General features: G+C 56.7%; 20 protein-coding genes, 1 tRNA gene and 1 pseudogene. 13 read left to right on the top strand and 9 right to left on the bottom strand.

All coding sequences use genetic code 11. From position 1 onward, the window contains the following. Window positions 1–517: pseudogene (locus WCE46_RS06205) on the bottom strand (PrsW family intramembrane metalloprotease); the annotation flags it as partial. 219 nt (window positions 518–736) lie between these two features. Between WCE46_RS06205 and WCE46_RS06200 the strand changes: the two are divergent. Then, complete coding sequence (locus tag WCE46_RS06200) at window positions 737–1627, top strand: ABC transporter ATP-binding protein (protein WP_424732831.1); 891 nt, start codon at window positions 737–739, stop codon at window positions 1625–1627. 64 nt (window positions 1628–1691) lie between these two features. On the opposite strand, the gene WCE46_RS06195 is transcribed toward WCE46_RS06200, so the two are convergent. Both WCE46_RS06195 and WCE46_RS06190 read right to left on the bottom strand, forming a co-directional pair. Continuing rightward, a complete protein-coding gene (locus WCE46_RS06195) occupies window positions 1692–3224 on the bottom strand; it encodes a beta-ribofuranosylaminobenzene 5'-phosphate synthase (protein WP_424732830.1) in 1533 nt (510 codons plus the stop codon). 73 nt (window positions 3225–3297) lie between these two features. After that, window positions 3298–3675 (bottom strand): type II toxin-antitoxin system PemK/MazF family toxin, encoded by a 378-nt coding sequence (locus WCE46_RS06190; protein ID WP_424732829.1) that lies wholly within the window; start codon window positions 3673–3675, stop codon window positions 3298–3300. A gap of 174 nt (window positions 3676–3849) precedes the next feature. On the opposite strand from WCE46_RS06190, the gene WCE46_RS06185 reads away from it, so the two are divergent. The 5 genes from WCE46_RS06185 (at window position 3850) to WCE46_RS06165 (ending at window position 8499) form a co-directional block, all read left to right on the top strand. Next, a complete protein-coding gene (locus WCE46_RS06185) occupies window positions 3850–4449 on the top strand; it encodes a nitroreductase family protein (RefSeq protein ID WP_424732828.1) in 600 nt (199 codons plus the stop codon). 674 nt (window positions 4450–5123) lie between these two features. Next, window positions 5124–6224, top strand: a complete 1101-nt coding sequence (locus tag WCE46_RS06180; RefSeq protein ID WP_424732827.1) for a CAP domain-containing protein — start codon at window positions 5124–5126, stop codon at window positions 6222–6224. A gap of 60 nt (window positions 6225–6284) precedes the next feature. Then, window positions 6285–6875, top strand: a complete 591-nt coding sequence (locus tag WCE46_RS06175; protein ID WP_424732826.1) for a transglutaminase-like domain-containing protein — start codon at window positions 6285–6287, stop codon at window positions 6873–6875. 97 nt (window positions 6876–6972) lie between these two features. Further along, on the top strand, window positions 6973–7716 hold the full coding sequence (locus WCE46_RS06170; RefSeq protein ID WP_424732825.1) for a class I SAM-dependent methyltransferase: 744 nt from the start codon (window positions 6973–6975) through the stop codon (window positions 7714–7716). A gap of 114 nt (window positions 7717–7830) precedes the next feature. Continuing rightward, window positions 7831–8499, top strand: a complete 669-nt coding sequence (locus WCE46_RS06165; RefSeq protein WP_424732824.1) for a flavodoxin family protein — start codon at window positions 7831–7833, stop codon at window positions 8497–8499. A gap of 85 nt (window positions 8500–8584) precedes the next feature. Here the strand turns inward: WCE46_RS06165 and rbr are convergent, their stop codons facing one another. Then, window positions 8585–9157, bottom strand: coding sequence for a rubrerythrin (gene rbr / locus WCE46_RS06160; protein WP_424732823.1), 573 nt, complete (start codon window positions 9155–9157; stop codon window positions 8585–8587). A 131-nt stretch (window positions 9158–9288) separates the two neighbouring features. On the opposite strand from rbr, the gene WCE46_RS06155 reads away from it, so the two are divergent. Beyond that, entirely contained in the window at window positions 9289–10083 is a 795-nt protein-coding gene (locus WCE46_RS06155) for a DODA-type extradiol aromatic ring-opening family dioxygenase (RefSeq protein WP_424732822.1), read from the top strand. 69 nt (window positions 10084–10152) lie between these two features. On the opposite strand, the gene WCE46_RS06150 is transcribed toward WCE46_RS06155, so the two are convergent. Beyond that, window positions 10153–10226, bottom strand: a tRNA-Lys gene (locus WCE46_RS06150). Window positions 10227–10335: 109 nt separating this feature from the next. Between WCE46_RS06150 and WCE46_RS06145 the strand changes: the two genes are divergently transcribed. The 4 genes from WCE46_RS06145 to WCE46_RS06130 all read left to right on the top strand — a co-directional run bounded on the left by WCE46_RS06145 (window position 10336) and on the right by WCE46_RS06130 (window position 15827). Continuing rightward, window positions 10336–11805: a DHH family phosphoesterase gene (locus WCE46_RS06145; RefSeq protein WP_424732821.1), complete on the top strand. Its 1470-nt coding sequence runs from the start codon at window positions 10336–10338 to the stop codon at window positions 11803–11805. Window positions 11806–11849: 44 nt separating this feature from the next. Then, window positions 11850–12476 (top strand): 6-hydroxymethylpterin diphosphokinase MptE-like protein, encoded by a 627-nt coding sequence (locus WCE46_RS06140; protein ID WP_424732820.1) that lies wholly within the window; start codon window positions 11850–11852, stop codon window positions 12474–12476. Then, entirely contained in the window at window positions 12466–14127 is a 1662-nt protein-coding gene (locus tag WCE46_RS06135) for a radical SAM protein (RefSeq protein WP_424732819.1), read from the top strand. Before WCE46_RS06140 ends, WCE46_RS06135 begins: the two co-directional genes overlap by 11 nt. Window positions 14128–14768: 641 nt before the next feature. Continuing rightward, window positions 14769–15827 (top strand): lysylphosphatidylglycerol synthase transmembrane domain-containing protein, encoded by a 1059-nt coding sequence (locus WCE46_RS06130; protein WP_424732818.1) that lies wholly within the window; start codon window positions 14769–14771, stop codon window positions 15825–15827. Between the two features lie 33 nt (window positions 15828–15860). Here WCE46_RS06130 and WCE46_RS06125 read toward each other — a convergent pair whose 3' ends face one another. Together WCE46_RS06125 and WCE46_RS06120 are read right to left on the bottom strand one after the other, a co-directional pair. Next, window positions 15861–16604, bottom strand: a complete 744-nt coding sequence (locus WCE46_RS06125; protein WP_424732817.1) for a glycosyltransferase — start codon at window positions 16602–16604, stop codon at window positions 15861–15863. Between the two features lie 129 nt (window positions 16605–16733). Continuing rightward, on the bottom strand, window positions 16734–17867 hold the full coding sequence (locus WCE46_RS06120) for a CBS domain-containing protein (protein ID WP_424732816.1): 1134 nt from the start codon (window positions 17865–17867) through the stop codon (window positions 16734–16736). 53 nt (window positions 17868–17920) lie between these two features. On the opposite strand from WCE46_RS06120, the gene WCE46_RS06115 reads away from it, so the two are divergent. Both WCE46_RS06115 and WCE46_RS06110 read left to right on the top strand, forming a co-directional pair. Then, on the top strand, window positions 17921–18190 hold the full coding sequence (locus WCE46_RS06115; protein ID WP_424732815.1) for a PRC-barrel domain-containing protein: 270 nt from the start codon (window positions 17921–17923) through the stop codon (window positions 18188–18190). Between the two features lie 84 nt (window positions 18191–18274). Continuing rightward, window positions 18275–19009, top strand: coding sequence for a tRNA(His) guanylyltransferase Thg1 family protein (locus tag WCE46_RS06110; RefSeq protein WP_424732814.1), 735 nt, complete (start codon window positions 18275–18277; stop codon window positions 19007–19009). 319 nt (window positions 19010–19328) lie between these two features. Here WCE46_RS06110 and WCE46_RS06105 read toward each other — a convergent pair whose 3' ends face one another. Beyond that, a complete protein-coding gene (locus tag WCE46_RS06105) occupies window positions 19329–19541 on the bottom strand; it encodes a DUF86 domain-containing protein (protein WP_424732813.1) in 213 nt (70 codons plus the stop codon). A gap of 106 nt (window positions 19542–19647) precedes the next feature. Continuing rightward, a partial coding sequence (locus WCE46_RS06100) for a nucleotidyltransferase family protein (protein ID WP_424732812.1) occupies window positions 19648–19855 on the bottom strand: 208 nt, incomplete at its 5' end.

Genomic DNA, 19855 nt, shown 5'->3' with positions numbered 1-19855 from the left:
GGACCGGGGGACCCCGTACTGATGGTGCCGGCACGAACTGGCCGTTTCCGGGAGTGGTGAAATTGAGTTCGCTTTGTACGGTCTGCGCATCGATCCAGAGCGGGTACGCGGCAAAGAGATCGTTCTCTCCGGTGTAGACACCATTGACGTACTTCGTGTAATCCCGTTCGAGCGTATTGAGCGCCGATTTCCCTTTGTCGGTGGGGCTCGCGTATGCCTGCCCGTTCACGATAATGAGATCATACGCCCCGCGGTTCGCGGTAAGTGAAGCGGCGTCGGACTCGTATACTGTGAAACGTGCATCGGAGGCAAAAAGGGCAGCGACCTGCGGGTCATCGACCCCGATCCGGTACATCCCGTTCTGAATATGCAGGCCGCTCTGCGCGGCAAAACCGGTCACAATGATCAGGAGCACGAAAAGGATGATCGCAATCGGCAGGACGTCGCGTGAAAGCATCGAGAAGGATTTTTTTACCTCCCAGCGTGCGATGGTCGCGATGTCCCTGCCTGCACTCATGGATTATCCGCCCGGATCCTTTTTTAACGGGAAAAACCTGTGATAACCAGTAGTGTGGGCACCGGGGTAAAATACTGATCGGTACTGACAAGGGAGGACCGGGAAATTTTGTATCAGTATGTGAGGTTTGTCCTCATCCCAACCTATATGTCCCCCTCCTCACAAGTCTAAACTACCATAAAAAGCCCGGAAAACCCGGTGCATGCCGGAGAACCAGCCGTGATCACTGCCCGCAGCCTGACCAAATGCTATGACAGCTTTACAGCTCTTGACGATGTGAGTTTCTCGTTTCCTGACGCAGGGATCTTCGGGATCATCGGACACAACGGGGCCGGCAAGACCACGCTTTTAAAGTGCATCGCAGGACTTATTGCCCCCACGTCCGGTGAACTCGTGGTAAATGGGATCGATGTTGTCCGGGATCCCGTGGCGCTCAAGGCAACGCTGGGGTACCTTCCCGAGGAGTCCCGGCTCTACGAGACGATGACCGCGGAAGACTACCTTGCATTCTTCGGTGAGATCTACGGGATCCCAAAGGAGGAGATCGTGGTGCGGACCCGCCGGCTTTTTGCCGCCCTGTCACTTGAGCCGGACGGCAAGAAACTCGGCGAGTTTAGTAAGGGCATGAAGCGCAAGACCGCAATCGCCCGGTCGCTCATCCATGATCCGAAATTCCTCGTCTACGATGAAGCGACAAGCGGCCTTGACCCGATGACATCCCGGTTCATTGCCGAATACTTAAAAAAACTCAAAAATGAGGGCCGGACTATCGTGCTCTCGGCCCATAACCTGTTCCAGGTCGAGGCCATCTGCGACCGGGTGATGATCCTCAGGCGTGGGCGGGTGGTCGCATCCGGCACCATGAAAGAACTCCGCGAGCAGTTCGGCTCGATTACGTACACGATCTGGTTTTCCGTCGCCGACCCGTCCCGTATCGACCGGCGCGAGGTACCGTACCGGGAAGAGGACGGGTACCTTGCCTGCGATACCGGGGATATGGCCGGCCTTAACGCGTGCTCTGCCGCCATAACGGAAGCGGGCGGCCGGGTGGAGCGCATCGAGTCACGGTATCCCTCATTAGAAGAGATGCTTGTTGCAATCGGGAAATAGGGGCGCCCCAAAGTGCCGGGCCTGCCGATGCCCGTGTGCTCTGAAACTTCGCGCCCGGGAAACGTTACGCGATCCGAACCGCTGCACCGTTGTTGCGTGCAGAGGTGATCTGCGTGGATCCGCCCCCGATGTCCTGCATGTATGACTGCGCTGCCCGTTTAATATCCTGCATCCCGGTATCGCTGATTGCATACAGTGTCGGGCCAAAAGAGCTCATACCGGCCCCGGCCGCCCCGGCATCACGCATCGTGTCAAGGAGCCCGGGCACCTCCCGGGGCTGGAAGGAGAGTTCGATTTTCTTGAAGCCGAGCTGCTGGATGGTATTGACCGATGTACCGAACTGATCGAGATCCAGTTCCATAATCCCGGGCAACATCCGCATCAGGACTTCGTGGCAAAGCATCCTGACCTCGTCAAGCGGGACCGGGCAGCAGTTCCGGAAGATCTCGGCTTCCTTCATTCCGCTCGCCCCTTCCGGGAGCGCCGGTGTCGCAAGCAGGATCCGCCAGTCTCCGGGGAAATCGTGATGCACGAGCACCGGCGGCGGCTGTACTCCTTTTGACGCGGAGGAGGGTGCAAAGCCGGTCTTTTCACCGCCCGGCCCGAACCGGTGCCCGCCGTCAACGATAAACCCGCCGTGCTCGAACGCGGCTGTGCCAATACCGGAGGTTCCGCCACGCCCGACCATCCGGGCGAGTTCTCCTGTGGTCATGGTCTTCCCGTATAGTTCGCAGCAGGCCCGGGCCGTGGCAAGCGCGAGCTGGGAACCTCCCCCGAGGCCGGTATGGGCCGGGAAGAGTTCCCTCACAGTAATCGACGCGCTGCTTCCTGCATGTATTTTCGCGAGCACACTTTCTGCACAGTCCCGAACCCGTTGTGTCGTCATGGGGTCGCATCCGTGGATTTCCAGTGATGGGCTGGCCTGAGCCTCGATGAGGATCGCGGGGTCGTCAAGGGCGATCCCGATCCCTCCGTCAACCCGCCCAAGACCCCCGTTCATGTCGAGGAGGGTGAGGTGAAGGCGCGACGGCGTCCTGACGATCACCCGGCGCTCGTCAAGGAATTTGTTATACGGAAACTGCTCTTCAATAAAAATAAGTGGTTTTCCGCCGTGGATAATCTGGTACTGGCGCATCAGCAGCGGTTCGTTTTTACAGAGCGAAAAGATCCCACTCACGTCATCTTTTGCGGGAGTTACCCGGGCGGTGAGGATCTCCCTTCGGGCCTCGATATGGTGGCGTTCGATAATCCTGCCAATCGGGATGTCGGCCTTCATGAGGTCGTCCCGGAACTCCGGTGCAAGCCGGGCAACCGGCGTCAGCGATTTTGCGTAGATTAGTACTTCCCCGGTTGCTGCGTCCAGGAGCTCCACGATCCGGTGATTCACGGCATCGTCGGGCGTGATATTGAGGCGTTCGGCGGCGTGAGGATCGGCTTTTATGACTGCCTGTTCCCGGGTCCGGACCGATACCGGGTGGCCGGTGACCGACTCCAGCAGCTGCGTGACCGACCCGTCGGTACCCAGGAGAATTTTCTGCACGGGAGAGAGCCTGCCCACATGCTCTTCTATCTCTTTGAGGCGGTGTGCGATATCCATTCCCTCAAACCTCCATGCCGGGAATATTAAGGATACTGATCCGGCCGGACCGTCACGGAAAAACCGGCGTTTATTATTTTTGGAAGGATCGGCGGGTACCCTTCCGGTTCTTTTGGGGACCGGGCGGGTGTGGCACCTGTTCACCGATCGCGTCGATGGCATCGGCCGCGAGCCGGCCCTTTTTCCCGATCACGTCCCCGGCCCTGAGTACAGTGACCTTTGAGGTGAGGACAAAGCTCTCGCTGAAGAGATCGAGGCCGCCTTCTGCAAAATCATCAAGCCCGATGGGGATGAACGACGCATCGGTCGGTGGCCTGCTGCTGACCGGGCAGACGCAGACGTCCCCGTTCTCCCGTGCGGCAACGACCACGGCAGGCCGGGTCTTCGCACCGTGCCGCTCTTCAAAAGGAACCGGGGCAAGGATCACATCGCCCCGCACAAAGCGTCCCATGTCCTGTCTATTTCGGCACCGGGAAGCATAAGGCAATTGATCGGTTTTTTCCGGCTCTAATGCCGACCCGCACAACGCACTGGGTTATGCGGATTCGATGACGTGCCACACGGCCATGAGAAACCCTTTACGTCCGGGCGGTGGATGATCGGATCATATCACGGTGGTGACAGAATGCAGTTTGCAGATTGCGTGATGCAGCGGTATGCGACAAAGAAGTTTGACGGCAGGGCAATTCCCGAAGCGAAGGTGAACGAGCTGCTGGAACTGGTGCGGTTTGCGCCATCGGCCCTGAACATCCAGCCCTGGAAGATCAAGGTGGTGGCAGACAAAAAGACGAAAGAGACGCTTCGGCCGGCGTCGAACAACCAGGAGCAGATCACGACCTGTTCGCACCTGCTTGTCTTCTGCGCAGATTCAGATTACGACAGTTTAGTAAAGAGGCTCGGGGCACTGATGAAGAAAAACCATGTACCGGCAGAGATTATCGAAAAAGTGACCGGCATGGCAGCACTGTTTGCCGCGGGCATGTCCAAGGAGCAGCAGGCCGCGTGGTCGCAGGCGCAGACCTATCTCGCGCTCGGGAACGCCCTGAACGGCGCAAAGTCGCTTGGTTTTGATTCCTGTCCTATGGGCGGTTTTAACCCGAAGGAATATTCCCGGATCCTCAAAATACCGGCACATCTCACACCGGTGATGCTCTGCCCGATCGGGTACGCGGCGGACAAGCCGGGGCCGAAGATCAGGTTTGCCCGGGAAGAGATTGTATTCTGATGCCGGTTCCGGATCTTTTTTGGGTAGGTGGGGAGAGGAACAGGTTGATTTTTTTACCTTAAGTTGCAAGTGACGGGAGATTTTTAAAACTAAGTTCATACAAGAGAAATTCCTACATAACCCACGGTGTCGTAATTGAGGGAACCTTGCCAGTACTCTGGAATCACCGCCCGTCATGCGATGAGACCTCGCAAATAGCTATGTATGGTTCTGGAACAGCCGAAAAATCGCCCTATCCTGCCACGCAAATGCCCCTGTTTCCCGCATAGAAATGAAATCGCCGTCGATCCCAGGAATTTCCAGGAAAAACTCGATCCCATTTTACCTGCCCGGGAACCCCCTTTATTTTTCGGCTTTAATCGCGTTCCTGGCCCTTCAAAGGGTCCCGCATGACCAATTCATCTGTCCCGTTTTCGCGATGAAAGGATCGTTTCTAATTTGCACGGTTTTTTCCTGTTATAAATGCCCCGTTTCCAAAAATACCCGTTTATATGAATAATTTTGTCGCGTGTTGGCACCATTTCCACTGGAACCCTCCGGTCACGGATCCGGCCTGGCCCCCTCTCCGTCGGAGATGATATCCTGGAAGAATGCAGGTACGGTCACCCCCTTTTTTACCTCATCTCTCTCCACCGGAGCTCTTATGAGTTCCCGGGTGAGAGTGAGAAAGAGCAATGCCTCGCTGCGACTTCTGTGGGAAAAATGTCTCGCTCCCGTTCCACTGCCAGTACTGCGGCCGGAATTTCTGCGATGAGCACCGGCTGCCGCCCAACCACGCGTGCACCGGCCTTGCAGAATGGAAAAAGACCCCGGCGCCGGGCGTTGGCATCCGGTACGGTGCGGGCGGGGCCAGTGCCTATGGTGGCGGATACGCAGCGGCACCGAAAGGCAAAAAACCATTACGGGTACCGGTGTGGCAGCACCCGTATTTCAGAATCGTCATCGTGGCGATCGTGCTCCTTATCATTGTCATCCTGTTTATTCTCATGGGCGGGTGCGTGCAGCCCGGGGGAACCATTATGGCAAACGTGGGCACGGCTCCGGAAACCCCGACAGGAACCGAAACCCCCGGTGTTCCCGTTGCCAAACTTGAAATAACGACAACATCCTTGGCAACCCTGCCCGCTCCCGGCCTGACACAGGATTATATCCAGTCGGCGGTTACCCCGGCACAGCAGGTGGCCGGTACACCTGCGGATACAACTCCGGTCACCCCGGCTGCCGTTCAGGACACCACGGTGACGACGTTTTCTCCGTCATTCACATCCGTGGCGGGAAAACTTTCCAACGATCTGTACACGATCCAGACGGATTTGCTCGCCGACCGGATCCACGAACTGATCAATACTCACCGGGCGGCGTACGGCCTTGCCCCGCTTTCCACGGATGCTGCGCTTGCCACGATCGCTCTCGGGCACAGTACTGACATGGCAGAGAACAATTACTTCTCGCACACGGACCTGGCCGGCGGGAGCCCGACCGACCGGGGAAACGCCAGCGGGTATACCTGCATTAAGAACTACAGTTCGTACTACACCTACGGGATCGCGGAGAACCTCTTCCAGAACAACCTTTACACGTCGGTGACGTACGAGAACGGCCTCTACACGTATGCGTGGAGCACGCCTGAGGAGATCGCCCAGTCCACGGTGACCGGCTGGATGAACAGCGAGGGGCACAAGAAAAATATCCTGACTCCGACATTTGACCGCGAGGGGATCGGTGTCGCCATTGCAGCGGACGACAAGGTGTATATCACCGAGGACTTCTGTTAATTTCCGGAAAGCCCGTCACCCGCGTTCATTTTATCTTCCCGTATCCAAATCTCCCGTACTATGAAGCATACCGGTCATGAAGAATTCCTCCGCGCCACCCCCGTCATCGACTGCGACCACCCGGCAGTGCGGGAAAAAGCACTCTCCCTTGCCAAAGGCTGCACGGGCGATGAGGAGATCGCAAAGGCCTGTTTTACCTTTGTCCGCGATGAGATCCGGCACAGCGGGGACTACAAGATAAATCCGGTCACCCTTTCGGCTTCTTCGGTCCTGGAGCACAAGACTGGCTGGTGTTTTGCAAAAAGCCACCTGCTTGCCGCCCTGCTCCGGGCCAACAGGATCCCTGCCGGGCTCTGCTACCAGCGCCTTAAAAACCACGGCGATGCCGGTCCGGCCTTCTACCTGCACGGCCTCAATGCGGTCTGGCTTGACGAGTACGGCTGGTACCGGGCAGATGCACGGGGGAACCGGGCGGACGTGCACGCGGAGTTTGCACCGCCAGAAGAACATCTCGCGTTCGTCCCAAAAGAACCGGGCGAGATGGATCTGACCGGTATCTTCAGCGATCCGCTGCCGGTTGTTGTCGAACTGCTCACAAAGTACACCGATTATAGGGATGTACGGCTGAACCTGCCGGACATGGAAGAGTAGCAGAACGCTAAAAAAGAATTGTCCTGCTCCACCGTGTTCCCGGCCCTCAGCCACCCGCAACCTTCAAAGTCTATCGGGAGCCAACACTTCATCAATCATGCCAGCCGCACATTCCCGCAGGTTCCGGGATGGAAAAACGCTTGCAGGCGAACTTTCTGCCGCAATGCACCGGATCGGGGCCCTTGGCGTCCCGTATCCTGATGGTTACTGCGACGAGCTCATCGGGAAGTACGAAAAGGACGGTGTCCCGTACCCGCATATCCTCTCGATCCTTGGCGAGCCGCGGATTAGGAGTCATTTTTTCTATGCCCGTATGCTTAAACGCACCGGCCCGTTCCTCGATTATGGCTGCGGCACCGGTGACAATATCCGGCAGCTCCTCCGCGATGGTTTCCCCCGGGCGCAGATCACCGGTTTCGATCTTTCATGGGAGAGTATCAATCTCGGGTTTGATCTGTACCGTGATGAGAAATCGATCCGGGATCTCTTTGTCGTGAACGGTACGTTCCTGTTTGGGAAAGAGACCTTTGACACCATCTATTCCGGTTCCGTCATCCACGTGATCGCAGACGATGACGAGCTGTGCGGGTACCTGAACAACGCGTGGGCGGCACTCAGGCCCGGCGGCAACCTCTTTGGCTCCACGCTCGGGATCGATGATGGAGATTCCTGTGCCCCGGACGAGCATGGGCCACCCCGGGTGATACCCCGGCAAGAGCTGACCCGGCACCTGATGGCCGCCGGTTTTCTTTCTCCGACACTCGTAAAACGGCCCCACGAGGCACACACTCCCGATGACAAAAAGTGCGTGTTTGAGTTTTGTACAAAAAAATCCGGATAACCCCGCCATCGACCCGTTCGCCGGCATCGTTTCCGGGAATTTACGGGGAAAATTGTATCCACTTCCCTCATATTCTTTCCCGCCCAATTTCAGGTACACAACGGAGCCACCCCCATGAAGATCCTTGCCATCCACGGAAGTCCCCGGACAATCCGGAGCAGCACACGGAAACTGGCCGGTTTTGTCCTCGAAGGAGCAGCGGCCGCCGGTGCAGAGACAGAAATGATCGACCTTGCCGATTGCCGGATCATCCCCTGCACCGCATGCGATGCGTGTACCCTTAACGGCATCTGCGTCAACGATGACGATGTCCCGGCTCTTCTGGCCCGGATGAAAGATGCAGATGCCATTGTCTTTGGCTCACCGGTCTATATCGACAATGTTACCGGCCAGATAAAGGTGTTCTTCGACCGGCTCGCGGACGCGATCCATTACCAGCAATTCGCCGGGAAAGTCGGGTGTGCTGTTGTGACCACCGCAGAATCCGGTGGCGATGAGACGGTTGCTTATCTCACCCATGTTCTCAACTACCTTGGCGTGGTATCGGTGGGAGGTATCAGCGTTGCCACCGGGGAAAAAGCGGGAGCCGTGGATGCGGCGGAACCTGCCGCCCGGGCGCTCGGGAAAAAACTGGTCGGAGCGATCCGGGACGGGTACGCCGATCCGGTGCAGGAGGCAATCCTTGTGGACAACCGTGCGTACTTCCGGTCAATTGTTGAAGAGAACCGAGATCTCCGCACCGATGAGTACGATCGGTGGGTAAAGATGGGCTGGATCCGGTGAGATCCCCGGCATAAACCAGAAAACCTCTGATCGACCGGAGGAGTGCTGCCTCTTTGAATATATAAAAAAAATCAGAAATGCCGGTTCAATAATTCTCCGCGTAAATCTCAAAATATGCCTGGGGATGACCGCATGCCGGGCATTGTGCAGGGGCTGTCGTCCCCTCATACACGTATCCGCACTCCCGGCAATACCACTTTACCGGTGTGTCGCGTTTAAACACCGTCCCCTTTTCGAGGTTTGTGAGGAGCCGGTTGTATCTCTGCTCGTGATACTTCTCGACTACCGCTACCTGCCGGAAGAGATTGGCAATCACGACAAAGCCCTCCTCTTTTGCGGTTGTGGCAAAGGTCGGGTACAGCGTGCCCCACTCCATCATCTCGCCGTCCGCAGCTGCCTTGAGGTTCTCCTGTGTGGTGCCGATCACACCTGCGGGATACCCGGCGGTGATTTCCACCATCCCGCCTTTGAGGGACTTAAAGAAAAGTTTCGCGTGCTCTTTTTCCTCTTCAGCGGTCTGCAAAAAAACGGCCGCGATCTGCTCGTAGCCCTCTTTTTTTGCCACACTGCCAAAGTAACTGTACCGGTTCCGGGCCTGCGACTCCCCGGCAAATGCTGCAAGGACATTTTTCTCGGTCCTGCTCCCTGAAAACTCCATTATAGATCTCACTGCTCCACGTAATCCTTTCCCGTTTGCTATAATATATCATGTGCTACCCTCTTCGTGGGTGGGAGAAATGATAGGCCACAACCCGCCGCTTTTTTTGCCTGGCGGATCAACCATCAGCCATGACACCGGTATCCCTTCCCACCGTTTTTGTCTCGCACGGTGCTCCGACCCTGGCGATCGAACCGGAGGTACCGGCCTGCAAATTCCTGGGCGGGCTTGGGAAACGCTACCCGGGCGTCGCTGCAGTGCTCTGTATATCCGCTCACTGGAACACGACCCGGCCAACCGTGAATGCGGTGACGGCCCCAAAAACCATCCATGATTTCTCCGGGTTCCCGGAGGAACTCTACTGGATTTCGTATCCGGCACCGGGTGCGCCGGACCTCGCCCACCGGGTTGCCGGTCTTATTGACACTGCAGGGATCCCCTGCGAAACCGACACCGGCCGTGGTCTCGATCACGGGGCATGGATACCCCTCAGGCTGATGTTTCCCGGGGCCGGCATTCCGGTCGTCCAGCTCTCCATCCAGGGTCACCTTGACCCGGCCCGTCACCTCGCACTCGGGGAAGCACTTGCCCCCCTCAGGCACGAGGGTGTGCTCATCCTCGGGAGCGGCGGGGCCGTCCACCCGCTGGGCGACCCGGTATTTGCACTGGGTGAAGGGTTCCCCACGGACCGCCGGGCAATCGCATTTAACGAATGGCTGAACCGTGCAGTGACTTCCGGCGATAAAAACAGTCTGGTGCACTACCGGGAACTCGCACCGTCGGCAGTCCACGCCCAGTCATACCCCGATCACTTTATGCCGCTTCTTACGGCTCTGGGTGCAGCCGGGCCGGGTGCAACGGGATCGGTTCTCCACCAGAGCTGGTACTGGGGCAATCTCGGCATGGGGGCCTACGAGTTCTGGTGAAAGGAGAAGCGTCAGGAACGATCGCGAATGCTAAAAAACAGATACAACAGGAAACAATGAAAGGAAAAGCGGGCCTGAAGGGATTTGAACCCTTGACCTGCGGATTAAGAGTCCGCCGCTATGCCGAACTAAGCTACAGACCCACGTAGCCTAATAATGTGGCTGTTACAGCCGAATAAATGTTTTGGAAGTTGTGAATCCGGATGGCCGGAGAATCCCTTTATACGTGGGCGTGGTACATCTTCTTCTAATATGCCTGACAGCGCCGCATTTGAGTCGGCAGCTCCGATAAAATACTGCATCCTTGGGTGCGGTACAAACGGCTACAATATCATCCTCGAACTCGCGAAGGAAAACGAGCGCGTGATCGTCGTTGACCGCGACGAGTCGCGCGTACGCCACCTCCGCGATCAGAAATACGACGGGTACGTACGGGACATTACGTCATCCGATATGCTGGTCGGGCTCCCGGAGTTCGAGATCGCCTTTGTGATGACCGGCGACGCGGATGCCAACCTTGCCGCTGTCATTGCCATAAAAAAACGGTACCCGGCCGTGCAGGTGATCGCCCGGGCTGTCGACCCGGTAACCGGCGGCAAACTTACGGCCGCCGGTGTGGACCTCGTCATATACCCGCAGGAGGTCGTTGCAAAGACCGCCGTCTTCCAGATCAAGAAGCAGCACGCGAGCCGGATCTCACAAAAACTTTTCTCGCTCCTTGCCGGCTGGGACGGTATCCTTGGGATCATCACTCACAAAAACCCGGACCCGGATGCGATCGCAAGTGCCATGGCCCTTGCCGAGATCGCACATCACGCAAACTCAAAGACGCTCACCTCCAGGATCTTCTACGAAGGAAACATCGGGCACCAGGAAAACCGGACGTTTGTGAACCTCCTCGACATCAAGATGGAGCACCTGACGCCCGAAGCACTTCAGAAGTGCTCGTACCTTGCCATGGTAGACTGTTCGGGCCCGGGGGCAAACAACGACGTCCCGGCTCAGACAAAAATCCATATCATCATCGACCACCACAAGGACGGGAACCACGCGACCGGGCAGGGCACATTCACGGATATCCGGCCCGGCATCGGTGCGACCGCGAGCATCATGACCCAGTATCTCCAGGAACTCGATATCCCGGTCGATAAGAGGGTCGCGACTGCACTCCTCTACGGTATCCGCACGGACACAAAAGAGTTCAAGAGGAACGTCACGCCGCAGGATCTCGGGAACGCCGGGTTCCTTCTCCCGCTCACGGATGCAGATCTCCTCGACAAGATCATGTCGCCGTCCATGTCGCAGGAGACGATCGATGTGATAGGAAAGGCGATCCAGAACCGGAAGATCCAGAGCGGGTACCTCTTCTCGAACGTCGGCTATGTCATGAACCGCGATGCACTCCCGCAGGCCGCCGACCTCTTGATCACGCTCGAAGGCGTGAATACGGCGCTCGTGTACGGGATCACCGATACCGCGATCGCGATCTCGGCCCGGAACCGGGACATCCGGCTCCATATCGGGAACGCGCTTGCCGAGGCGTTCGGGGAGATGGGAGATGCAGGCGGCCACCCGAACATGGCGGCAGCAAACCTCCCGCTCCATTATTTCGGGACCGTGACCGACAAGGTGGCACTCCTTGACATCACGATCGAGCCGATCCTCCAGAAGTTCAAGAACCTCGTCGGCCTTGAAAACGAGGAAAAGAAAAATGAGGAATGAGGGCAGGGAAACGCCCTCCTCTCCCCTCATGTGCAGGTGACCGCATGGACTTTTCTCTCTGGGAGCCCCACTACCGCGAGATCCTCGAGTATTTTGGATTTTCCCGTGAAGATGATGAGAATGCCGCTGCACTGCTTGCGACCCTGACCGCCCGCGATGATCTTCCCTCACTCTCCCGGCTTGTCAGGGACCACAATGTCGTGGTCTGCGGGAACGCTCCCTGCCTCAGAAAGGAGCTTGGCCGCATCCCCCCGGGGAGCGTGGTCTTTGCAGCCGACGCAGCAGCCGATGTCCTCTTCTCACACGGTATCCGGCCCGACGCGGTCTTCACGGATCTTGACGGGGCAACCGATCTGCTTTTGGAGATGAACGCGATGGGAACGATCGTGGTCGTCCATGCGCACGGCGACAATATGCCGCTCCTCCGTCATTGGGTGAAAAAATTCACCGGCCCGCTTGTCGCTACCACGCAGAGCACACCGCTCCCCCATGTCCACAATTTCGGCGGTTTTTCCGATGGCGACCGTGCGGTCTTTGCGGCCGACGCGCTCGGTGCGAAAACGATTACACTCATCGGCTTTGACCTTGACGATAAGAATGTCGACCCGGTCAAGCGCGGGAAACTGATGTGGGCAAAAAATCTCCTTACGCTGATCGGCCATGACTGCTGACGAAGATAAAAACCGGGAAGCGGTCATCCTCGACGGGTACGTGGACGAACCCGCGTGCCTTGGTGTCCCGCCGTATATTTCACCGTATATCAGAACGGTCGCCGGAGCGCTTGCCGCTCACGGCTTTTCCGTCCGGTACCTCACCATCGACCAGCTGAGGAGCGATCCGCAGCTGGCAATGACGATGAACCGGGTCGGCCTGCTCGTGATGATCGCCGGTGTCACCGTGCCGGGGAAATACCTTGGCGGCACCCCTGCCACCTTAACCGAGATCCAGCAGGTGGGTCACATGATCCGGGCCTCAAAGAAACTGATCGGCGGCCCCATCAGTTTCGGGTATGCCGGGGAGGGCGGGAAAAAAGCCGTCCGGCAGCTGATCACCGGCTTCGATGCACTGCTGAGCGGTGAGCCTGCCGTGGCGCTTGACCGGTACCTTACCGGGGCCGAGCCCACCGGTGCATTCGATTACACCTGCATCGATCCGTGGAGCGTTCTTGGGGCCGGCATCATCGTACAGCACCCGGACTACCCGTACGTGATGTGTGAGCTTGAGACCGCCCGGGGCTGTTCCCACGGGGCGACGGGCGGCTGCTCGTTCTGTACCGAGCCATTCTACGGCCGGCCCCGGTACCGGTCTGTTTCGGGTGTCGTGGCCGAAGTTGCGGCGCTTGCATCATACGGTGCCCGGCACTTCCGGGTCGGCCGGCAGCCGGATATCCTTGCCTATGGTGCAGGAGAGGGGGAGTACCCTGCACCACGGCCGGACCTGATCGAGGCGCTCTTTTCCGGGATCCGGAATGCAGCCCCGGATCTTAAAACGCTCCACATCGACAATACGAACCCGGCCACCATCGCCCGGCACGAGGAGAAGAGCCGGGATGCTCTTGCTGCGATCTGCCGGCACCACACGCCCGGTGATGTCGCCGCGTTCGGGATGGAGACCGCCGACCCGGCCGTGATCGTGGCAAACAACCTCAAGGCCCAGCCGGACGAAGTGTTCCGGGCCATAGAGATCGTAAACGAAGTCGGAGGAATGCGCCGGGACGGGATCCCCGAGCTGCTGCCGGGCCTCAACTTCGTCTGCGGGCTTGCGGGAGAGACGGCGGCGACCTACGATAAAAACGAGCAGTTCCTTTCCCGTGTGCTCGCGGCAGGACTCATGGTCCGGCGCGTCAACATCCGGCAGGTGATGCCCTTTGAGGGGACTCCGGCGTATACGGACAATACGCTCGGGAAAAACGAGCGGCGTTTTAAGGCGTTCAAGGAGTTTGTACGGCAGAACATCGATCTGCCGATGCTCCAGCGGGTGTTCCCGATCGGGACCATTCTCCGCGATGTGCGGATCGAGGTCTCCGGGGAACTTTCGTTTGGCCGGCAGCCGGGCTCATACCCCATCCTCGCGGGGATCCCGGTGAACCTTCCCGTCCGCACCGTGATCGATGTGGTCGTGGTGGACTGGGGGATGCGGTCGATCACCGCACTCCCGCTCCCGCTCAACGTCAATACCCTGCCCGCAACAGCACTCCGCTGGCTACCCGGCGTCGGGAAGAAACGGGTGGCTGCCGTGATCGCGAAACGGCCGTTTGCCGGTCTCGAAGCATACCGAAAGGTGGCGGGGAAGTCGGCGGTGGATGGATTGATGCAGTTCTAATATATTCGATATAATTAGTGCACTATGGGGTTGAGTTGAAGGTTACACACTCACATAATCTCGGTCTATCTCGTTTTTTCCTGATACAAAAAAGAAAGATTCGTGAGTCATACCGCTCATCAGTAATCCCCATCCATTTTCGATCTCTATTCCATCGTTGATTGTATTGCGGCCTGATGCGTCCATGTTCCAATTGCGATGAACGCCCCCGCCCCCCGAAGGGATGCCCCCGCGACGGATCAATTACCGTTTACAATTTTGGAATAATACCATGGAATCCTCACAATGGGGAGGTCTGATTAGTACATTGGTGTTCGATAAGAACCGGTGACCCTAATCAATCTCCAGTGTATTTTTTGCTCTTGTAAATACCTCATATGCCATACCCCTGACACTTTTCCCCTATCCGACCCCCAACACCCAATTCATTTTTTTCATAAAAAATATCAGTTTCTCTGACGCAAAATAGGATCTGTATGCTCTCTATTTTGAGATGGGGGTCGGATAGGGGAGAAGTGATTTGCACAGGTGCTGCTGCACCAGATGACAGAGCAGCCCAAAATTCCATCCAAATCATTACAACCTGACAATGCGAATTGACTAGAACGCTCGAAGGGAGACACCCGGGAGTCGGGAGAACTATGGTGAAACTATCATCACGTGGCTGGTTTGCACTCACCCTCCTCTTCAGCCTATCCGTTCTTATCTTTATATTCGCGACAACCTTCAACAAACAAACGATCGTATCTATCCTCTCGTTTAATCTCCTGTTCCTCGGACTTGCCATCCTTTTCCGTTTTCTTGCGCTGGTGCTCTGGGGTGTACGGATCCAGCTGATGGCAGATTCGCTTGGCTACCGTGTATCTCTCCCGAACTGTGTGAACATGGTACTTGCCGGGCTGCTTGCCGGGACCATCACCCCAGGGCAGATGGGAAACGACCCGGTACGGGTGCATGAACTCTACCGGGCAGGAGTAAAACTCGGTGATGCCACGGCAGTGGTGGTCATGGAACGGTTCCTTGACGGGATCATCCTGACCGTCATGGGTCTCCTGATCATGGCACTGATGACACAGTACTTCCTACATACGTTCAGTCCCGCGCTCGTCATCCTTGTTATTATCGCATGGATCTTCATGATCAGTATCCTCTTTGTTCCGGTTCTTGCCATAAAATATCCCGAAAAAACAAAATCTTTTATCGTGCGGCTGATCACTTGGCTGGCCCCCCGGTTCTTCCGGTCGTCCGGGCCGGATCAGGGAATATCCGGTCGGGTTGACCGCGAGATCGACAATTTTTTTATGACATTAAAGACATTTACGGGTTCAGCCCGCCGGGGGCTGCTTGCCGGGGGGGTCTTGACAGGATTGTTCTGGATCAGTGAATTCCTGGTCGCGTCGGTCATTATGATGGGCCTTGGCCTTCAGCCGTACATTCTTGAATCCTTCTTCTTCCAGATCCTGATCGCCATCATCATGATGATCCCGCTCACACCTGGTTCATCCGGTGTCACCGAGCTCTCCGCCACCTCACTGTATGCGCTGATCGTTCCCTCGGGAATGCTTGGGATCTTTGTGATCCTGTGGCGTTTTGTTACCTTCTACCTGAATATTATTCTCGGTGCCCTTGCAGGTCTTGCAATCTTCAGACGCGAGCTTGGAAAGAAAGAAAAAGAGAATGGACCCGAAAAAACCGGGTGACCCCCGGTCTTTTGGGGCCTGTCATGCCCGTCCTTATTCCGGCGGCCTGGTTGTTCGTGGCGCATCGTCCGGCGCAGGGTTCGTATATTCCCGCCGGGTATACGTATATTTTTTGGAGATCCCCCCGTCGAGGACAATACGATACCATTCATAGATTGTTTTCCAGAACCCGTACTGCTCGTATCTCCGGAAATCAAACCCGACTTTCATGTCAGAATTGAAGATGACTTTTCCCTCTTTACGCATCCGGGTCGCTATTTCAAGATCGTCCCCGGCGTCCATAATCCTGTACAGCCCGATGCGGTTCAGGGCGTCATACCGGAAGATGGTGTTACAGCCGAGCGTGTAATAATACATCCGGGTCGCCGCCCCGAACCGTATCAGGATATCGAAGAGCAGGACATATTGCCGGTTTTTTGAAGTGTCTTTAATGGAGGTCACCGGGCCGAATGCAAGGACCGTTTTGGGATCCTCGAATGAACGAAGGCACTGTTCAATCCAGTCATGGGAAACGATACAGTCGGCATCGGTTGTTGCGACGATATCATATTTCGCCCGGGCAAACCCATCGTTTCGCGCGCCGGAGACCCGTTCAGATCCCTGGATAAACACGAGGTCAGCATATTCTGCTGCAATCTCCCGTGTCCGGTCACTGGAATTTCCGTCCACGACGATGAGTTCATAGGACGTGCGGGGAACGGTCTGGCTGGACAGGGCAGAGAGGCACCGCCGGATGGTGGCCTCTTCATTGTATGCCGGAATGATGACGGATATCATGATGTGCAGAATTCTGACAGGATCATCAGGAATTATTGATTATTATAGGGAGTAATCTTCAAAATAGTTATGCGGGAAAAAGGATTTGAGAGTTCAGGCGTACATATAACAGCCGGGATTAGATCATGTCTAAACTTTTTTTAATTCAGTAACTTTGAGGATATCCGTCCGGGTCACGATCCCGACAATCCGGTCCTCGTGCACGATCGGTATCCTGCCGATATTCCGGGTGGACATGATCCGGAGAGCATCGATTACCGAAGCTGTGGGTGGGAGGGCGATGATATCCCGGGTCATGATATCCTTGACCTGCATAGCCTCGCGGTCAATGGGCGAGGTGCGGTTCACGTCCGCGAGCGTCACCATGCCCACGAGCGAATCGCGCTCGGTGACCGGGAAACCGAGGTGCTTGCTCGCGTACATCATATCGATCACCTTTGAAAGCGGCATGTTTTCGGGCACCGTAGTCACCGGGGCAGTCATCATGTTGCCCACGGTCACATCCTGTAACAGGACGTTATACTGGACCGCCGTGGACTCCATGCTCGCACCGATGTAAATAAAAAGCGCGATCAGGATCAGGAACGGCGAGAGGAAGAACAGCCCGATAATCCCGAAGATGACGGCGAATGCCTTGCCAACATTGGCCGCGATCCTTGTCGCACGGTCAAGTGGCATCCGGATCGCGAGCACTGCCCTGAGCACCCGGCCGCCGTCCATGGGAAAAGCGGGGATCAGGTTGAATGCAAAGAGGATAATGTTGAGCACGCCGAGGTACCCGAAGATGAAGATAAGAACTCCCTGTGTGGGGGTGTCAGTGGCCATATCCGGGGTGACGTACACAAGGCCGCAGCAGATGAGGCCAAAGACGAGGCTCATCAACGGCCCGGCAAGCGCCATGGGGAGCTCAGTTCTGGGTTCCGGCGCCCCTTCGTCCATCTGGGCGACGCCGCCAAACATCAGGAGCGTAATGCTCTGCATCTTGATGCCTTTTGCCCGGGCCACGAGCGAGTGGGCAAGCTCGTGGACGAGCACCCCGAAAAAGAGCCCGAGCGCGACGACCGTCCCGAGGATCCAGGGCATGAGTCCCGATGTGATAATGCTCGTGTCGATCGGGATCCGGAAAATGTCCCTGAGCATATCCGTCGTGGTGCCGATCTGGCTGCCGATGATATATGCAAACAGCGGGATGACCAGCAGGAATGTGTAGTGAAGCAGGATCGGGATACCAAAAAGCCGCCCGATCCGAAGAGACCCATCCATAAAGTATGGATTATCTTTTTAACCCATATGGTATATACTTTCATCTGATAACGATGGAAACCCAGATTACTGATTTATTCGGGCTTTCGATTTACACGGACAAGGGCATGTACATCGGTGAAGTCGAGGATGTTGTCATCGACGTGGATTCGAAGAAGATCGAATCGCTTGTCGTGGGCAAGGTAAACGACCAGCTCTTCGAGCTCAAGAACTACAAAGGCCTCAAGATCCCCTACCGGATCATCAGCGCCATCGATGATATTGTGCTTATCCGCCACCTGCCGGGCGCGTTTGCATCCGGCTCGATAGAGGAAGAACAATAAAACCGGATTTTTTGACAGTCACGATAGTGCGGGTGGTGCGGGACTGCCCCCTTTTCTTTCTCCCGTAAAAACATGGTGTGTTCTATGGAAAACCGGGAGATCTTTTCGAATCTTACCACCGTTTCCCCGGTATTTGTCCGTCTTGATGGCCGCGCGTTCCACGGGCTGACTTCGAGGTTCGGGTTTGCGAAACCTTTTGATGACGGTTTCAATAATGCGATGGTCGAAGTCTGCCGGCTGCTGGTCGGGGAGAGCGGCCTTTCCCCGGTTTTTGCGTACACGTTCTCGGACGAGATCAGCCTGTACCTTACCGGGCTTCCCTTCTCGGGACGGGTGGAGAAGATCGATTCGGTGGCCGCCTCGTACGCGGCAAGCGCCCTCACGCTTGCCCTTGGTGCAAAAGAACCGCTTGCCTTTGATGCGCGGATTGTCCAGGCAACCCCGGAGTCCGCGATCGAGTACATGACCGGGCGGCAGGACGAGGCGTGGCGTAACCACCTGAACGCCTACTGCCAGCAGGCGCTGATCAGTGAAGGGATGGACGGGACCGACGCGGCACGAAAGCTCAAGGGGATGCCGGCGCAGGAGCTCCACGAGATGATGCATAAGCGGGGTGTCAATCTCGCAAAGACGCCGGTCTGGCAGCGCCGGGGAGTGCTTGTCTGCAAAAAGGAGATCACAAAAGAAGGCTACAACCCGATCACAAAAGAGCACGTGACGGTGATGCGGAGCATGGTTACGGCTGACCGCGATCTCCCGCTTTTTTCGACACCGGAAGGGCAGGGGTTTCTGAAGAAGCTGATCTGTGGCGGGGCATAAGCCACATGTGCGGGACGGGCAACGTGCGGTGGGGTGCTTTGCGGCCGGCAGCCCCGAGCGTGATCAGGTGCAAATAATTGAAGATGGTCTGCATGCGGGCGGGTGCTGTTCCGGTGACCGCCCGGTCAGCGCAAAAATTTCCGGGACATTCCGGATTTTGCCGGAAAAATTTTCGGCCAAAAAAAATTCGACCGGAAAAAAATCCGGGGGTATCAACAGGTGTCTGATATTTTTTAAAGGGGCTTTTCCTGACAATACCAGATCTGAGTATCCTTGCGGGAAGGCTATGACGTACCGGAAGCGGCGCCGGTCTCTCTTTTCAGAGCGGCAATCTTTGGGTCGATTGCCGGATTGCCGGGAGATCCTCGGTGATGACGTTCCAGACAATTTGCCAGTTGATCTCGAAATACCGGTGGATCACCTTGTCCCTCATGCCGGCAATCTCCCGCCATTCAATTTCGGGATGAGCGTCTTTGAGCGGTGCGGAGAGGTTCTTTACGGCTTCACCGATCACCCCGACTGCCCGGATCACCGCATGGGCATACTATTCGTCGTTCAAGAGATCTTCATACGTCCGGCCGGTGCTGATTTTTGTAAGAAAAAGGATCTCCCGGTGGATATGGATCAGGAGAATCCGGTCATCCTTCAATCCAGATCACATCCTGCTCGATGCAGGGCCGGATCAGGTCCGAGAGCGAAGGTTCGGTAAGGAGATCCACGTTGCGCTTAAACAGTGCTTCAAGATAATCCGAAAGCCCGATAAAGTTGTGGAGCGTGGCGCATCCCGGTGCAAAGTCAACGAGCACATCGACATCGCTCTTTTTTGTCTGTTCTCCACGGGCAAAC

The organism is Methanoregula sp. (assembly GCF_049690535.1).
Classification (GTDB): Archaea; Halobacteriota; Methanomicrobia; order Methanomicrobiales; family Methanospirillaceae; genus Methanoregula.
This window is presented reverse-complemented; position numbering and strand designations above follow the sequence as displayed.

Coding starts and splice junctions, on each gene's coding strand:
- WCE46_RS06195 (WP_424732830.1), bottom strand. CDS start 3,224: ATGGATATCGCACACCGCCTCAAAGAGATAGAAGAGCATGTGGGCAGG.
- WCE46_RS06190 (WP_424732829.1), bottom strand. CDS start 3,675: ATGGGACGCTTTGTGCGGGGCGATGTGATCCTTGCCCCGGTTCCTTTT.
- WCE46_RS06185 (WP_424732828.1), top strand. CDS start 3,850: ATGCAGTTTGCAGATTGCGTGATGCAGCGGTATGCGACAAAGAAGTTT.
- WCE46_RS06180 (WP_424732827.1), top strand. CDS start 5,124: ATGCCTCGCTGCGACTTCTGTGGGAAAAATGTCTCGCTCCCGTTCCAC.
- WCE46_RS06175 (WP_424732826.1), top strand. CDS start 6,285: ATGAAGCATACCGGTCATGAAGAATTCCTCCGCGCCACCCCCGTCATC.
- WCE46_RS06170 (WP_424732825.1), top strand. CDS start 6,973: ATGCCAGCCGCACATTCCCGCAGGTTCCGGGATGGAAAAACGCTTGCA.
- WCE46_RS06165 (WP_424732824.1), top strand. CDS start 7,831: ATGAAGATCCTTGCCATCCACGGAAGTCCCCGGACAATCCGGAGCAGC.
- rbr (WP_424732823.1), bottom strand. CDS start 9,157: ATGGAGTTTTCAGGGAGCAGGACCGAGAAAAATGTCCTTGCAGCATTT.
- WCE46_RS06155 (WP_424732822.1), top strand. CDS start 9,289: ATGACACCGGTATCCCTTCCCACCGTTTTTGTCTCGCACGGTGCTCCG.
- WCE46_RS06145 (WP_424732821.1), top strand. CDS start 10,336: ATGCCTGACAGCGCCGCATTTGAGTCGGCAGCTCCGATAAAATACTGC.
- WCE46_RS06140 (WP_424732820.1), top strand. CDS start 11,850: ATGGACTTTTCTCTCTGGGAGCCCCACTACCGCGAGATCCTCGAGTAT.
- WCE46_RS06135 (WP_424732819.1), top strand. CDS start 12,466: ATGACTGCTGACGAAGATAAAAACCGGGAAGCGGTCATCCTCGACGGG.
- WCE46_RS06130 (WP_424732818.1), top strand. CDS start 14,769: ATGGTGAAACTATCATCACGTGGCTGGTTTGCACTCACCCTCCTCTTC.
- WCE46_RS06125 (WP_424732817.1), bottom strand. CDS start 16,604: ATGATATCCGTCATCATTCCGGCATACAATGAAGAGGCCACCATCCGG.
- WCE46_RS06120 (WP_424732816.1), bottom strand. CDS start 17,867: ATGGATGGGTCTCTTCGGATCGGGCGGCTTTTTGGTATCCCGATCCTG.
- WCE46_RS06115 (WP_424732815.1), top strand. CDS start 17,921: ATGGAAACCCAGATTACTGATTTATTCGGGCTTTCGATTTACACGGAC.
- WCE46_RS06110 (WP_424732814.1), top strand. CDS start 18,275: ATGGAAAACCGGGAGATCTTTTCGAATCTTACCACCGTTTCCCCGGTA.